Origin of the sequence: Spiribacter onubensis (assembly GCF_040838425.1) — a bacterium.
GTDB classification, from domain to species: domain Bacteria; phylum Pseudomonadota; class Gammaproteobacteria; order Nitrococcales; family Nitrococcaceae; genus Spiribacter; species Spiribacter onubensis.
Genome location: NZ_JBAKFI010000003.1, coordinates 185991 through 201394, shown reverse-complemented (window position 1 = coordinate 201394; position 15404 = coordinate 185991). Strand labels below are relative to the sequence as shown.

The 15404-nt window shown below is 66.7% G+C and carries 15 protein-coding genes; 3 read left to right on the top strand and 12 right to left on the bottom strand.

Annotated elements, in window-relative coordinates:
- Window position 1: 1 nt before the first annotated feature.
- The 9 genes from truA to prmB form a co-directional block, all read right to left on the bottom strand.
- Window positions 2-802, bottom strand: a complete 801-nt coding sequence (gene truA / locus V6X63_RS07085) for a tRNA pseudouridine(38-40) synthase TruA (RefSeq protein WP_367966073.1) — start codon at window positions 800-802, stop codon at window positions 2-4.
- Window positions 799-2415: a type IV pilus assembly protein FimV gene (locus V6X63_RS07080; protein ID WP_367978507.1), complete on the bottom strand. Its 1617-nt coding sequence runs from the start codon at window positions 2413-2415 to the stop codon at window positions 799-801. Before V6X63_RS07080 ends, truA begins: the two co-directional genes overlap by 4 nt.
- Window positions 2415-3527 carry an aspartate-semialdehyde dehydrogenase gene (gene asd / locus V6X63_RS07075; protein ID WP_367978506.1) on the bottom strand — a complete coding sequence of 371 codons (1113 nt, stop codon included), beginning with the start codon at window positions 3525-3527 and terminating at the stop codon, window positions 2415-2417. Before asd (V6X63_RS07075) ends, V6X63_RS07080 begins: the two co-directional genes overlap by 1 nt.
- A 53-nt stretch (window positions 3528-3580) precedes the next feature.
- Window positions 3581-4669: a 3-isopropylmalate dehydrogenase gene (gene leuB, locus V6X63_RS07070; protein WP_367978505.1), complete on the bottom strand. Its 1089-nt coding sequence runs from the start codon at window positions 4667-4669 to the stop codon at window positions 3581-3583.
- On the bottom strand, window positions 4666-5319 hold the full coding sequence (gene leuD, locus V6X63_RS07065) for a 3-isopropylmalate dehydratase small subunit (RefSeq protein ID WP_367978504.1): 654 nt from the start codon (window positions 5317-5319) through the stop codon (window positions 4666-4668). The genes leuB and leuD overlap by 4 nt, the downstream gene beginning before the upstream one ends.
- A 3-nt stretch (window positions 5320-5322) precedes the next feature.
- The gene (gene leuC / locus V6X63_RS07060) at window positions 5323-6732 is read right to left on the bottom strand and encodes a 3-isopropylmalate dehydratase large subunit (protein ID WP_367978503.1); all 1410 of its coding nucleotides are present in this window, start codon (window positions 6730-6732) and stop codon (window positions 5323-5325) included.
- A gap of 69 nt (window positions 6733-6801) precedes the next feature.
- Entirely contained in the window at window positions 6802-7971 is a 1170-nt protein-coding gene (locus V6X63_RS07055) for an MFS transporter (protein ID WP_367978502.1), read from the bottom strand.
- Window positions 7972-7978: 7 nt separating this feature from the next.
- On the bottom strand, window positions 7979-9082 hold the full coding sequence (gene aroC / locus V6X63_RS07050; protein ID WP_367978501.1) for a chorismate synthase: 1104 nt from the start codon (window positions 9080-9082) through the stop codon (window positions 7979-7981).
- 10 nt (window positions 9083-9092) lie between these two features.
- Window positions 9093-10025: a 50S ribosomal protein L3 N(5)-glutamine methyltransferase gene (gene prmB / locus V6X63_RS07045; RefSeq protein ID WP_367966065.1), complete on the bottom strand. Its 933-nt coding sequence runs from the start codon at window positions 10023-10025 to the stop codon at window positions 9093-9095.
- A 62-nt stretch (window positions 10026-10087) separates the two neighbouring features.
- Here prmB and V6X63_RS07040 point away from each other — a divergent pair, with 62 nt between their 5' ends.
- Both V6X63_RS07040 and asd (V6X63_RS07035) read left to right on the top strand, forming a co-directional pair.
- Window positions 10088-10732 (top strand): SCO family protein, encoded by a 645-nt coding sequence (locus V6X63_RS07040; protein ID WP_367966064.1) that lies wholly within the window; start codon window positions 10088-10090, stop codon window positions 10730-10732.
- Between the two features lie 5 nt (window positions 10733-10737).
- On the top strand, window positions 10738-11640 hold the full coding sequence (gene asd / locus V6X63_RS07035; protein ID WP_367966063.1) for an archaetidylserine decarboxylase: 903 nt from the start codon (window positions 10738-10740) through the stop codon (window positions 11638-11640).
- Here the strand turns inward: asd (V6X63_RS07035) and epmA are convergent.
- The gene (gene epmA, locus V6X63_RS07030) at window positions 11599-12555 is read right to left on the bottom strand and encodes an EF-P lysine aminoacylase EpmA (protein WP_367978500.1); all 957 of its coding nucleotides are present in this window, start codon (window positions 12553-12555) and stop codon (window positions 11599-11601) included. The two genes, asd (V6X63_RS07035) and epmA, sit on opposite strands and share 42 nt — an antisense overlap.
- 23 nt (window positions 12556-12578) lie before the next feature.
- Window positions 12579-13148, bottom strand: a complete 570-nt coding sequence (gene efp, locus V6X63_RS07025) for an elongation factor P (protein ID WP_367966061.1) — start codon at window positions 13146-13148, stop codon at window positions 12579-12581.
- Between the two features lie 82 nt (window positions 13149-13230).
- On the opposite strand from efp, the gene epmB reads away from it, so the two are divergent.
- Window positions 13231-14229, top strand: a complete 999-nt coding sequence (epmB, locus tag V6X63_RS07020; protein WP_367978499.1) for an EF-P beta-lysylation protein EpmB — start codon at window positions 13231-13233, stop codon at window positions 14227-14229.
- 288 nt (window positions 14230-14517) lie between these two features.
- On the opposite strand, the gene htpX is transcribed toward epmB, so the two are convergent.
- Window positions 14518-15402: a protease HtpX gene (htpX, locus tag V6X63_RS07015; protein WP_367978498.1), complete on the bottom strand. Its 885-nt coding sequence runs from the start codon at window positions 15400-15402 to the stop codon at window positions 14518-14520.
- Window positions 15403-15404: the final 2 nt, after the last annotated feature.

Sequence of the window (15404 nt, the reverse complement as noted above, 5' to 3'; positions counted from 1 at the left end):
CCTACCCCCCGGCCTGAGTACAGGCAAAAACCGGCCCGGGTGGTGGCCCGGGGAGGCCGAAGCGCTCCGGGTAGCGTACGCCCTGCAGGTAGAGACCCTCCGGCGGCGCCGTCACGCCCGCCCGACGCCGATCGCGGGCCGCCAGCACAGACGCCACCCAGTCATCCGGTTTTTCCCCCGCACCCACGGCCATGAGCGTGCCGACGATATTACGCACCATGTGATGCAGGAAGGCATTGGCCGTGATGTCGAAGGCGATGACGCCGTCATGTCGGGCGATGCGCAGCGACTGAATATGGCGGACCGGATGGTGCGCCTGACAGGCCGCCGCCCGGAAGCTGCTGAAGTCATGCTCGCCGATCAGATGACCCGCAGCCGCCTGCATGCGCCCCACATCCAGCGGTTTCCAGGTCCAGCTCACCCGATCACGCAGCAGGACCGGCCGCAACGGCGAATCCAGCAGCAGATACCGGTAGGACCGGGAGCGCCCGGATCGGCGGGCATCGAAGTCATCCCCGGGCCAAGCGACCCAGCGAACCCCGATATCCGGCGGCAGGTGGCTGTTGACGCCCCGCACCCAGGCCCGCCCGGGACGCGACACGGGGGTGTCGAAGTGAACGACCTGTGCGCAGGCATGAACGCCGGCATCGGTGCGCCCGGCCGCGACCACCTCGACCGGATGGCGGGCAATGGCAGCGACCGCCCGCTCGAGTCGGGTCTGTATGGAGTCGGCATGGTGCTGACGTTGCCACCCGCAATAGCCGCTACCGTCGTATTCAACGCCAAGCGCGAGGCGGGTCATGTCTGAAACAGCGGATGCTCCGGCGACAGAATCCGACCCTTGCGGGCAACATCCCGCCAGCGCTCGTCATCATCGTCGTTGATCTGGGCCTGCAGGACATGGGCCTCCGACTCGAAACCGGCGCGGTCTTCCCGCATGGCCAGCACATCCAGGAGCTTGAGCCGCAGTTCAATGCTGTCCGGCTCCTCACCCAGCGCATCGTCGAGCACTGCCTGGGCCAGTTCGAGCCGGCCGTAGGCGATCAACTCACTGGCGCGCTCCAGTGGCTCGACCGGTTCGGTCTCGGTGCCGCGGACGCTGGTCTCGCCGAGTGTCGGCTCGACGGGAGGCTCTTCGGCCATCGGCCGGCCCGACTGGGGACGCCAGTCGGAGGGCAGTGTCGTATCGTCACGACGGGCCACCAGACGTCGACGACGTCGCCGCCAGGCAATCAGCACGATAACGATGATCAGGCCACCCAATCCGCCGAGCCATCCCTGCACCCAGGGTTCACGGACAGCTGTCCGGGGGTTGGCCACCGCCCAGTTGAAGTTCTCGCGCAGCCAGTCCAGCACCATGGCACCGGTCACCTCAGGTGGCCCTGCCGTCCCCTGCGAGGACGACGCCGGGGAGACCGGATCGCGGGTGAGCAGGGTTTCGAGGCGTGCCATATCCGCCCGCATATCGAGTAGCGTGCTTCGCAGGGCGCGGTTATCCGCACTCAGGCGTTCGTTGGAGGCCTCCACGCGTTCCAGCTGCGCTTCCAGCTCGGCGAGAGAGGCCGGGGCGATGCCGTTGCCCGACTCGGATGCCGGGACCTGTTCCGGCGCCGACCCGTCCGCCGTCGGCTCCGGCGGCAGGAGCCGGAGCGGCGCGCCGTCAGCGGCGGACGCCGATGACAGCGTCCCGTCAGGGCGCTCGTTCGGGTCCGGAGACGCGTCGGTGACAGCCCCGCGCAGCGGCTTCCCCGGCCCCTGCCAGGCACTCAGCTGTCGGGCGACCTCGCGATTGGCCGCGGCCCGGTCCGGGAACCGCAGCGCCTCGCCCAGCGGGATCCTGAGCGTGGCGTCGCGCTGCAGGGCGTTGATGTTGTCGGCATTGAAACTCCTGGGGTTTTCATCCAGCAGTGCAAGCATCATCTGATTGGTCGCCACGGCCTCGGGACGGACCGTCTCGGCGATGCTGTAGAGCGTATCCGTGGCCCGGGTCGGACCGTAGCGCAGGTCCGGGCCGCTGCGTGCCTGCAGCATCGCACCATGGCGCTCGATCCCGTACTGCCGGACAAGCCGGCCGTCCGGCCAGTTCAACACCACGAGGAACTCAAGCCCGTCACCCCCCGCCTCGATGGGCGTCCGCGTGGTCAGGCGGATGCGCGCCGGCGCTTCCCCGGCAATGCGCAGCGCCAGGGATGCTGGCAGGGTCTGCGGGTTGATACCGGCGGCCGCATGGGCGCGGTCGCCGGCCAGTTCCACCACGGCCGAGGTCATATCGATGCGATCCGACCCGTCGACCACGATGTCGGCGACCAGCGGCTCGCCGGGTTGGGACTCAATGGACAGATCGCCCAGCTGCAAGGCCCGGGCTGATGGCACTGCCACCAGCAGCAGGCATGCCAGGACGATGCCGCGACGCATCAGGTCGCGACCACCAGACGCAGCATGCGACGCAGGGGCTCGGCGGCGCCCCAGAGCAGCTGATCACCGACGGTGAAGGCCGACAGGTATTCACCCCCCATCGCCAGCTTGCGGAGTCGGCCGACGGGGATATCCAGCCTGCCGCTGACCGCCGCCGGCGTCAGTTGCTTCTGACTGGCGTCCGGCTCGTTGGGGACCACGTAGACCCAGTCGTTCGCCTCGTCCAGCAGGCCCTCGATGTCGGCCAGCGGAAGGTCCCGGCGGAGCTTGATGGTCAGGGCCTGGGCATGGGAGCGCATGGCGCCGATGCGCACGCAGATACCATCGATGGGAATCGGTTCATAGCGCCGGCCGAGGATCTTGTTGGTCTCTACGCCGGCCTTCCACTCCTCCCGGCTCTGGCCACTGTCCATGGGCTTGTCGATCCAGGGAATCAGGCTGCCGGCCAGCGGCACGCCGAAGTGATCCGCCGGATAGCCCGTGCTGCGGAGCGCCTCGGTGACATCGCGATCGATGTCCAGGATCGCGCCGGCCGGGTCGTCCAGCCGGGTGCCGGCCGCGTCGCGCAGGTAGCCCATCTGCCGGAGCAGTTCGCGCATATGCTGGGCGCCGGAGCCGGAGGCTGCCTGATAGGTCATCGGCGAGACCCACTCCACCAGGTCATGCTCAAAAAGGCCACCAAGCGCCATGAGCATCAGGCTGACGGTGCAGTTGCCGCCCACGAAGGTCCGTACCCCTTCGCTGAGCCCCTGACGGATCACGCCGTCGTTGACGGGATCGAGCACGATGATGCTCTCATCGGCCATGCGCAGGGTGGAGGCGGCGTCGATCCAGTAACCCTGCCAGCCGGCGCGGCGAAGGTCGTCGTAGACCGCACCGGTATAGTCCCCGCCCTGGCATGTGACGATGGCGTCCATCGCGGCCAGAGCCGACAGGTCGTGGGCATCCTGCAGTGCCGTCACGGGCTTGCCCACCTCAGGCCCGGGCTGGCCGGTCTGCGAGGTGGAGAAGAAAACCGGTTCGATGTCGGCGAAGTCCCCTTCGGCGCGCATGCGGTCCATGAGCACGGAGCCCACCATGCCGCGCCAGCCGACGAATCCTACCTTGTGCATGGAAAACCTCTGGTTCGAATGGAATGGGTTGGCGCCCACTCGAGCCCCGGGGCTCAGTCGCGGGCCTCGCGCAATGCGTTGACCACCGCATCACCCATGGCCACCGTGCCAATCGACGCGACGCCGGGGCCGGCCAGGTCCGCGGTGCGATGACCATCGGCGAGGACCCGGCCCACCGCGCGCTCCACGCGGTCGGCAAGGGCGCCTTCGTCGAGGCTGTGGCGAAGCATCATTGCCACCGAGAGCAGGGTTGCCAGTGGATTGGCGACCCCCTCGCCGGAGATATCCGGCGCCGAGCCATGGACCGGCTCATAGAGCCCGCGACCGCGCTCGTCCAGTGATGCCGAGGGCAGCATGCCGATGGAGCCGGTGAGCATCGCAGCGCAGTCGGAGAGGATGTCGCCAAAGAGATTACCGGTGACGATCACGTCGAACTGACGCGGATCCCTGACCAGCTGCATGGCGGCGTTGTCGACGTACATATGACTCAGTCGGACATTCGGATACGCCGGCGCCAGGCTCTCCATCACCTCGCGCCAGAGCTCGCTCGACTCCAGCACGTTGGCCTTGTCCACCGAACAGAGCGAGCCATTACGCCGCGCGGCGGCCTCAAAGGCGGCTCGGCCGATGCGCTCGATCTCGTCGGTACCGTAAACCAGGGTGTTGTAACCCTCACGGATACCGTCTTCACGGGTTCGGATGCCACGGGGCTGACCGAAGTAGATGCCGCCGGTCAATTCCCGGACGATCAGGATATCCAGACCGGAAACCACGTCGGGACGCAGCGAGGAGGCGTCCACCAACTCCGGGAAAAGAATCGCGGGGCGCAGGTTGGCAAACAGGCCCAGCGCCGAGCGGATCGCCAGCAGCCCGGTCTCCGGGCGCCGGTCACGGTCCAGACCATCCCACTGCGGACCACCCACCGCGCCCAACAGCAGCGCGTCGGCCTCCTCCGCCAGTCGTTGAGTGGAGCGTGGGAACGGCTCGCCTTCGGCGTCCACCGCGCAGCCGCCCAGATTGGCGTATTCGAGCTCCGCATCCAGCCCGAAGTCGGCCATCAGGCAGCGCAGCAGCTTGTCCGCCTCGGCGATGATTTCCGGGCCGACATGATCACCCGGCAGCATCAGCAGTCTGTGGGTCATACCGGCTCCACATCCGTGAACAGCCAAGGTGTGACCTGGCGGCGCTGCTGCTCGTAGGCCCGGATCTCATCGGCATGCTCGAGCGTCAGCCCGATCTCATCGAGCCCTTCGACCAGCATATGCTTGCGGTGGGGATCGATGTCGAACGAATGCTGCTCACCCTCGGGAGTAATGACCCGCTGCCCGGGCAGGTCCACGGTCAGACGATAGCCCTCATGGGCCCAGATGGCCTCGAACAGAGACTGCACCGTCTCGGCAGGCAACACCACCGGGAGAATGCCGTTCTTGGAGCAGTTGTTGTAGAAGATATCGGCGAAGCTCGGCGCGATCAGGACGCGAAAGCCGAAATCCGCCAGGGCCCAGGGCGCGTGCTCCCGGGAGGAGCCGCAGCCGAAGTTCTCCCGCGCGAGCAGGATTGATGCGCCCTCATAGCGGGGCTGATTGAGCACGAAATCGGGGTTCAGCGGCCGGTCGGTGCAGTCCTGTCCGGGCTGGCCCTCATCCAGATAGCGCCACTCGTCGAACAGATTGGGGCCGAAACCGGTCCGGTGGATCGACTTCAGGAACTGCTTGGGGATGATGGCGTCGGTGTCGACATTGGAGCGATCAAGCGGCGCCACCAGGCCTTCCACGCGAGTCAACGGTTCCATGGATTAGTGCTCCAGCTCTCTGACATCGACAAAATGACCAGCCACGGCCACTGCCGCGGCCATTTCCGGGCTCACCAGATGGGTCCGTCCGCCGGCCCCCTGGCGGCCCTCGAAGTTGCGGTTGGAGGTGGACGCACAGCGCTCACCGGGGCTGAGCCGGTCGGGGTTCATGCCCAGACACATCGAGCATCCGGCATCCCGCCATTCGAAACCGGCCTCCTTGAACACCTGATCAAGGCCCTCCTGCTCGGCCTGCCACTTCACCAGGCCGGAACCGGGGACCACCATCGCCTCGCGGATCCCCCTGGCGATGCGCTTGCCGCGCAGCACACGCGCCGCAGCACGCAGATCCTCGATCCGCGCGTTGGTGCAGGAACCGATGAAGACCTTTTCGGGGCGGATTTCCCGGATCGGTGTACCCGGCTCCAGTCCCATGTATTCCAGCGCCCGCTGCATGCCGGCCCGTCGGGTCTCATCGGGCTCATCGGCGGGATCGGGAACCACGCCATCCACCGCGACCACCATCTCCGGCGAGGTGCCCCAGGAGACCTGCGGCTTGATCTCAGCGGCATCCAGCGTGACCACCCGATCGAACTCGGCATCCTCGTCGCTGACCAGCGTTCGCCAGTACGCCTCGGCCTCGTCCCACATCGCCTCACTGGGCGCGTAGGGCCGGCCCCGCAGATATTCGATGGTGGTGTCGTCGACGCCGACCATGCCGCAGCGGGCGCCGGCCTCGATCGACATGTTGCAGATGGTCATGCGGCCCGACATCGGCAGGGCGCGGATCGCCTCGCCTCCGTACTCGACCGCGTATCCGGTGCCGCCGGCCGTGCCGATCTTGCCGATGATCGCGAGCATGATGTCCTTCGCGGTCACACCCGGGCCGGCCTGCCCATCGACCCGGATGAGCATGCGTTTCGAACGTGCCTGGACAACCGTCTGTGTGGCCAGCGCATGCTCCACCTCGGAGGTGCCGATACCAAAGGCGAGTGCCCCCAGCGCACCATGGGTCGAGGTATGGGAATCGCCACAGACCACCGTCATTCCCGGCTGGGTGGCGCCCTGCTCCGGACCGATGATATGGACGATACCCTGGCGGCGATCCAGCAGGCCGAACTGGGTGATGCCGTACTCGCGGCAGTTCCGATTCAGCGTCTCCACCTGCAGGGCCGAGATCGGATCGGCGATGCCATCCGCCCGCCCCGTGGTGGGCACATTATGATCAACCACCGCCAGATTGGCCGCTACCCGCCATAGCGGGCGGTCCGCCAGACGCAGTCCCTCAAACGCCTGGGGCGACGTCACTTCGTGGACGAGCTGACGGTCGATGTACAGCAGGGCCGTGCCATCACCATTGTCGCGGACCACATGGGCATCCCAGAGTTTGTCGTAGAGGGTCTTGCCGGCCATGAATCTTCCTCGCGCGATAGCACCGGTAAACAGTTAGCTGAATGATTATACGCGCCCGGCGATCGCCGGTTAAGCGGAACGCGCGTAGAGGCTGTCCCGGCGCGGCACGACGCTGGCGGCAACGATGGCCGCGCATGCCGCGACGCCAGCGGCCATGAGGAAGATGTTCGCCCCGCCGGCGGTATCCCACAGCGAGCCGGCCATGAAGCTGCCCAGCGCCACCCCGGCGCCGAAGGTCATGCTGCTGTAGATCGCCTGACCGCGGCCCTGCAGTCCACCGGTGAAGTAGCGATCGATCAGCGAGATCGCCGCTGCGTGATACACCCCGTAGGTGGCCGCGTGCATGAGCTGGGCCAGCACCTGCACCGGCGCCAGCGCCGGAAAGCCTGCGACCAGCAGCCAGCGCATCGCCCCGAGGACCATCGCCACGGCAAGCAGGCGGCGGGGGCCGAAGCGTGGCAACCAGCGCGGCATGAGCAGAAAGACACCGATCTCGGCAATCAACGCCACTGCCCAGAGCAGGCCGATCGCCGTTCCGCTGTAGCCGTAATCCTGCAGGTAGATGCTGTAGAACGCGTAGAACGGACCATGACTGACCTGCAGCAGAAAGCAGGCGATCAGCAGCCCCAGCACCCGAGGCTGGCGCAGCACGGACATCAGCCGCCCGTCACCGCGCTCCGCGGAGCGGCGGTCCGCCTGGGGCACTGTCAGGCTGACGACGGCGAGAAGCAGGAACAGGAAGAGCAGAACGGCCGGCACGATGTCGACGCCAAGGCGGTCGATACCCTCGCCCACCGCCAGCACCGAGATCATGAAACCCACCGTCCCCCAGAGCCGAATGCGGGGGTAGAACTGCGTCTGCCCCGCCAGATGGCTCATGGTGTTTGCCTCGAACTGGGGCAGCGCGGCATTCCAGAAGAAACTGAAGGTCATCATGACCGCCGCCATCCACAGAAAGTCGCCGCCCGGGACGAGCACACCCGAGAAGCCGACCAGGGCGGCCAGACAGGCGAAACGGATGATGGCGATGCGCCGGCCGGTGTGATCCGCAACCCAGCCCCAGAGATTGGGTGCAACGATCTTGGTGACATGCAGCAGGGCGATCAGACTGCCGATGGCCGCCGCATCAAAGCCACGGCTCTTCAGATAAGGCCCCCAGTACGGCGAGAGGACGCCAAGCACGGCGAAGAATGCCAGATAGAACGCCGACAGGCGGACCGTGGGCAAGGCATTGGCCATGCCCGGGTCAGTCTTCGATATGGCCGGGGATAACCGGTGTTCCTGAGTCGACGTCGGCGTTCTGGGCGCGATGCCGGAGGTAGTGATCCATCAGCACCAGGGCCAGCATCGCCTCGGCGATGGGTGTCGCCCGGATACCGACACAGGGGTCGTGGCGGCCGGTGGTCACGACCTCCTCGGGCTCACCGTGGATGTTCACCGAACGACCCGGGATGCGAATGCTGGAGGTAGGCTTGAGGGCCATCCGCGCGACCAGATCCTGGCCGGTGGATATGCCGCCAAGCGTGCCGCCGGCGTTGTTGGACACGAACCCCGCAGGCGTCATCTCGTCACGGTGCTCGGTCCCCTTCTGAGCGGCACTGGCAAAACCCGCGCCGATCTCGACACCGCGCACGGCATTGATACTCATCAGCGCATGGGCGATATCGGCGTCGAGCCGGTCGAACACCGGCTCACCCAGACCCGGCGGCACGCCGCGGGCGAGTACGCCAACCGCGGCGCCGACCGAGTCGCCGGATTTGCGCAGCTCGTCCATATAGGCTTCAAGCTCTGGCAGCCGGCCCGGCTCGCCACAGAAAAAGGGATTGCTGTCGACCGCGTCCCAGTCTTCGAGCGCCAGCTCAATCGGACCGAGCTGGGTCAGCCAGCCGCGAATACGGATACCGAGCCGCTCCTGGAGGTACTTGCGGGCGATACCGCCGGCCGCCACCCGCACCGCGGTTTCCCGCGCCGAGGATCGCCCGCCACCGCGGTAGTCCCGGGTGCCGTACTTCTGCCAGTAGGTGTAGTCGGCGTGTCCGGGCCGGAACAGCTGGCTGATCTTCGAGTAATCCTTGGAGCGCTGATCCATGTTCTCGATCAACAGCCCGATGGGCGCACCGGTCGTGACCCCTTCGAACACGCCGGAGAGGATCCGGACCTCGTCACCCTCGCGGCGCTGGGAGGTATGCCGGGAGGTCCCGGGTTTGCGACGGTCGAGATCGCCCTGCAGGTCCGCCTCGCTGAGCGCAAGGCCGGGTGGGCAGCCATCCACCACGGCGCCCAGGGCGGGGCCGTGACTCTCGCCGAAGGTCGTTACCGTAAACAGTCGCCCAAAGGTGTTTCCGGACATGATCGTGAGTTTACTCCGTTGGGTTGGCCCGGGTCAGCGTGGCCTCGGCCCGGCGCAGGGTCTGGGCATCGATCACGAATACACCCTGACCGCCATGCTCGAATTCGATCCAGGTCACTGGCAGATCCGGGAAGGCCGCCTCGAATGCGGCCGCACCGTGTCCGATTTCGCAGACCAGCAGGCCGTGATCGTTCAGCCGTCGGGCGGCCTGCGGCAACAGTCGCCGAACGGCGTCCAGCCCGTCGTCACCGGCCGCCAGCGCCTCCCGCGGCTCATGCCGGTACTCCGGTGGCAGCGCTGCCATCGCCGCCGCCTCCACATACGGCGGATTGGAGACGATGAGATCCAGCACGGGCCCGGGGGGAATGGCATCCAGCAGATCGGACTCGCGTACCGCGACCCGGTCATCAACCCCATGGCGACGGGCATTGTCCCGAGCGCTGAGCAGTGCCGCGGGTGAGTTATCCAGGGCGTCGACCTGCGCGCCGGGCAGCGCCAGCGCGATGGCAATGGCAATACACCCACTACCGGTACCGACATCGGCGATTCGCTGCAGCCGATCCGGATCCATCCAGGGCGCGAAACCCGATTCGATGAGCTCGGCGATGGGTGATCGGGGGATCAGCACGGTCTCGTCCACAGCAAATGCCAGCCCGCAGAACCAGGCTTCCCCCAATATGTAGGGCACCGGCCGGCGCCGGCTCACCCGCTCATCGATCCGCGCGAAAAGCCGCTCGCGTTCGTCGCCGTCCAGCCGGCAGCCGAAATAGGCCGCATGCAGATCCGGTGGGAGATGCAGCGAGCCCAGCACCAGGGCGGCCGCCTCATCCACGGCGTTATCCGTGCCGTGACCGAAATGCAGCCCCGCCGCCTGGAAACGGCTGGCGGCCCAGCGAATGAAATCGCCGACGGTCAAGAGGGCATCAGTGGAATTTCCGGTCATCGGAACAGTCTATCAGCCCGGAAAGCCAATGCATGCACTCCGGGAGTGGCATAATGACCGCCATGAAAGGCAGTTCCCCCGTCCGACTGTTCATCACCGTCGCCCTGGTCGCCGGACTGAGTGCAGCCGGGGCGATGATGTTCTGGCCCGGGCCCGAGCGCGATCTTCGCCCGGAGGAGATGGTCGGCACGGTACTGCCCCAGGCACGGGCACTGCCCGAAGTGACTCTGGTGGATCACGAGGGCGACACCTGGACGCCCGCGGACCTTGACGGTCGCTGGCATTACCTGTTTTTCGGCTTCACCCACTGCCCGGACGTCTGCCCCATGACACTGGCCACGCTGGCCGGCGCCATGCAGGAACTGGAGAGCGATGGGATGGATGAGATGCCGGCGGTGGTCTTCGTGACCGTGGATCCCCAGCGCGACACGCCCGCGGCCATGGCGAACTACGTGGAGCACTTCCACGATGACTTCGTCGGTGTGACCGGCGCACGCGGGGAGATCGACCGGCTGACCCAGTCGCTGGGTATTTCCTACACGCTGCATGAACCCGATGAGAACGGCGATTATGCCGTTGACCACAGCGCGGCCATCCTGCTGATCGATCCACAGGGACGGCTGCGGGCGCTCTGGCAGCCGCCGCACGGCCGCGACGTCCTCGCCGAGGAATACCAGCGGATCCAGCAGCGATTCCCCTCGGCGTGAGCGGTATGGCCGGAAGGATATTCAGCCTTGTCGTCAGCATGCTCCCCCAGCACGGGATTTCGCGGGTGGTGCATGCACTGGCTCGCTGGCGCTGGCGTCCGTGGAAGAATCTGCTGATCCGGGTCTTCAGCCGCGTCTATGCCGTGGACCGGGGTGAGGCGGCGGCCAGTGAAAGCCATGCCTATGTCAGCTTCAATGACTTCTTCACCCGCGCCCTCGCGCCGGGCGTACGGCCGATCGACGGTACGCCGGATGCGGTTATCAGCCCGGTTGACGGGAGTATCAGTGAGTTCGGCACCATCACGGCTGGCCGCCTGATTCAGGCCAAAGGCCAGGATTACGGCGTCACGGAACTGCTCGGCGGCGACGAGGCGCTGGCCCGGCCATTCACGGATGGCCGATTCGCCACGGTCTATCTCTCGCCGCGCGATTATCACCGGATTCATATGCCCGTGGCGGGATCGCTGGCGCGGGTGCTGCACGTCCCGGGGCGACTCTTCGGCGTCTCGCGGCCGCTGGCCCAGCAGGTCCCGCGGCTGTTCGCCCGTAATGAAAGGGTGGTGAGCGTCTTCGACACCGACCTGGGGCCGATGGCCGTCGTGCTCGTCGGTGCCATCGGCGTCGGAAGCATCGAAACCGTCTGGGCCGGCGAGATCACGCCGCCCCGCGGCCAGCGCGTACGAAGCTGGGACTACCGCCAGACCCCGGTATCATTGGGCATGGGCGAGGAGCTCGGCCGCTTCAATCTGGGCTCAACGGTCATCCTGCTATTCGCCGATCCGCGGGTCACCTGGCGTGACGACCTGGCGGTGGATCAGCCCATACGCATGGGCGAGCGGATTGGCGGCCGCGCCAGCGCGATCGACTCAGGCACGGTCCCAGGGGAAGGCCATCACGCCGGCCAGTGAATCATCACCGGCGGCGAGAGCGAACAATCGATCCAGGCCGAGCGCCACGCCGGCGCAGTCTGGCAGGCCTGCCGTCATCGCCGCCAGCAGGCGCTCATCGATATCGGGGACGCGCTGCCCTGTCCGCCGCCGGACCGACTGATCAGACTCGAACCGGCACCGGAGCTCGCCGGCGTCGGTGAGTTCATGGAAGCCATTGGCCAGCTCAACCCCATCACAGAAAAGCTCGAAGCGCGCCGCAACGCGCGGATCATGACGGTCAAGCCGGGCCAGCACGGCCTGATCCGCCGGGTAATGCGTGACAAAACAGCGCGCCGGAAGCGCGGGCACAACGATCTGACTGAAAAGCCAGTCCAGCAGAGCGGATCGGCCAAGGCCCGGGGGAGGCGGAGCGGCTTCGGGATGGGCGGCGGCCGCCCGCAGCAGCTCGCCCTCTCCGGCCACCAGCGGATCCGGCAATCCCGCTTCAATGAAGGCGTCCGCATAGCGCTGGCGGACGACCTCCGTGGTGCCGAGGAACTCCCCGACCAGCGCCGCCACCTCGTCGATGAGCCGGTCCGCGTCGAACCCGAGCCGATACCATTCCAGAAGGGTGAACTCGGGGTTGTGCCAGCGACCCTGCTCACCCGCCCGGAAGGCTCGGGTGATCTGGTAGCAGTCGCCGAGGCCCGCCGCGAGCAGGCGCTTCATGGCGTATTCCGGGGAGGTCTGAAGCCACCGGCCGGTATCCCGCTCGCGGAGGCTCTCGACATGGACGTCGGTGACACCCGCCTGCGACAGCAGGGGCGTCTCCACCTCAATCACTTCGCGCGCTGCAAAGAAGCGGCGCACGGTCTTCAGCCAGTCCGCGCGCTGGCGGAGCCGGGTGACATCGGCACTGGGTGGCCAGTCGTCGCCACCGCTGCCATCCCGCATTTCCGGCACAGTCCGGCCGGGGCCTAGTCCTTGGCCCGGGAAATATACTCGCCGGTGCGGGTATCCACCTTGAGCACCTCACCTTCCTGGATGAACAGGGGCACCTGGACCACGGCGCCGGTCTCGAGGGTCGCCGGCTTACTGCCGCCGCTGCTGGTATCGCCTTTCAGACCGGGATCGGTCTGCGTGACCTGCAGGGTGACATGCGGCGGCGGCTCCACCGACAGCGGCTCGCCGTTGTACAGGGTCACGCTGCAGATGTCCTGTTCCTTGAGCCACTTGCCGGAATCTCCCACGGCCTCTGGCGGCGCGGAATGCTGCTCGAAGGTTTCCGGCGCCATGAAGTGGTAGAACTCACCGTCGTTATAGAGATACTGCATCTCCGTTTCCATGACGTCGGCGGCCTCGACGCTCTCACCAGACTTGAACGTCCGATCGATCACCTTACCGGTCTTGAGATTGCGGACCTTGACCCGGTTGAATGCCTGGCCCTTGCCCGGCTTGACGAACTCGTTCTCGACAATGGTGTAGGGTTCGCCGTCGAGCATGAGCTTGAGGCCCGACTTGAACTGGTTGGTGCTGTAACTCGCCATTGGATCTCCATTGCGCTCACGGCCGCATCGGTGCGCGGCGGATGGCGCAGCATGCTAACGGAAAAGACGAAGGGATTACACAATGACGCCAGCGCAGTGGCAGCGCGAGTGGCAGGCGGCACTCCGCGATCCCGCCGCCCTGCTCGAACAGCTGCAGCTCGACCCCGGACTGCTCGGGCCGGCCAGACAGGCCGCCGGCCTGTTCCCCCTGCGGGTACCGCAGGCCTATCTCGCCCGTATCCGCCCGGGTGATCCGGATGATCCGCTGCTCAGACAGGTGCTGCCCCTCGGCGCCGAGGCAGTGGAAACACCCGGTTTCACTGATGATCCGGTGGGCGATGGCGCAAGCCTGCAGGCCGGCGGTGTAATCCACAAGTACCGGGGCCGGGCGCTGCTGGTGGCCACCGGCGCCTGCGCCATCAACTGCCGCTACTGCTTCCGACGGCACTTCCCCTACGCCGACGCCAGCGCCAGCAGCGGGCATTGGGCCGAGGCACTGGCCTATCTGCGGCGGGACAACACGATCCATGAAGCGATTCTCAGCGGCGGTGACCCGCTCAGCCTGAACGACCGGCGCCTGCGGGAACTGGCGGAGGGGCTGGCCGAAATCCCCCATCTGCGCCGCATTCGCGTCCACAGCCGCCTGCCGGTGGTGCTGCCAAGCCGGATTGATACCGATCTGCTGGAATGGTTCGCCGGCACCCGCCTGAGTGCGGTCATGGTCATCCATGCCAACCACCCCAATGAGCTCGATACCGGGGTGGCCAACGTCCTCCAGCGCCTCGCCGAGCATGGCGTGCGACTCTACAACCAGACAGTCCTGCTGCGCGGAGTCAATGATGACGCCGATGTACTCGAAGCCCTCGGCGAGCGGCTGTTCGACCTCGGCGTCCAGCCTTACTACCTCCACCTGCTCGACCGCGTGCAGGGCGCCGCGCACTTCGAGGTCCCCGAAACCGAGGCCTGCAGGCTGATGCGTACGCTGGCCGCCCGCACACCTGGTTACCTGTTGCCAAGACTCGTGCGCGAGGTGGCCGGCGAGCCGTGGAAGGTGCCGATCGAGTGGACGGTAAAGGATTGAGAGCGCGGTCAATCTGCCGCCGTGCCCTGTCGCTCCCGTCTCCTTGTCCCGGGCTCGCGCGGTGCGCGAGGCGCTTCACGCGGTGGATGACCCACCGAAACGCGCCCCGAGGTCGCCCGGGACAAGGAGACGGGATCGACAAGCCATGACACACCACCCGATCGCGGGCTTGCCGGCTCCGCCCCTTTCCCCGGACGATCTTGAGGCGCCCGTCTGTGTGACATCCACCGCGCTCCACGCCCCGCGTCTCGCGTGAGTCCGGGGAAAGGGGCGGAGCCGGCACAGCGCCTAACCGCGTCTCAGGGCCTCGATCCGCTCCTCGATCGGTGGATGCGACATGAACCAGCGCTTGAATCCACCCCGCGCAATGCGCCCGGAGATACCGAAGGCCTCCATCTGATCCGGCAGGTCCTCCGCCGGCGGCGTGCCGCCAAGCCGCTGGAGCGCGGCGATCATCTTGTCGCGGCCGGCAAGCTCGGCGGCGCCGGCATCGGCGCGGAACTCGCGCTGGCGCGAGAACCACATGACAATCACCGAGGCGAGCACCGCCAGCAGGATCTCGGCGACAATGGTGGTGATCCAGAATCCGGGACCATGTCCGCGTTCGTTCTTGAACACCGCCCGGTCAACGAAGTGGCCGATGACCCGGGCAAGGAAGATCACGAAGGTATTCACCACGCCCTGGATCAGGGCGAGGGTGACCATATCGCCGTTCTGGACATGACAGACCTCATGGGCGAACACCGCCTCGGCCTCGTCCCGGGTCATGGTCTGAAGCAATCCGCTGCTGACCGCCACCAGCGCGTTGTTGCGGTTCATACCGGTGGCGAACGCATTGACCTGGGGGGAATCGTAGATGCCCACTTCGGGCATGCCGACGCCGGCGGCCCGGGCCTGCTCGCGGACCGTATCAATGAGCCATTGCTCGCGGGCATTCGCGGGCCTTTCAATCACCCGCACCCCCATGGCGCGCTTGGCCATCCACTTGGAAATGGCGAGCGACAGGAAGCTGCCGCCCATGCCGAACACCGCGGCAAAGATGAGCAGCGCCTGATAATCCAGCGCTCCACCATCCGCCTGCAGCAGGCGATCGACACCCAACAGCCTCAGCACCGTGCCCAGTACGATGATGATGGCGATGTTGGTGCCCAGGAACAGCATTATCCGTTTCACGG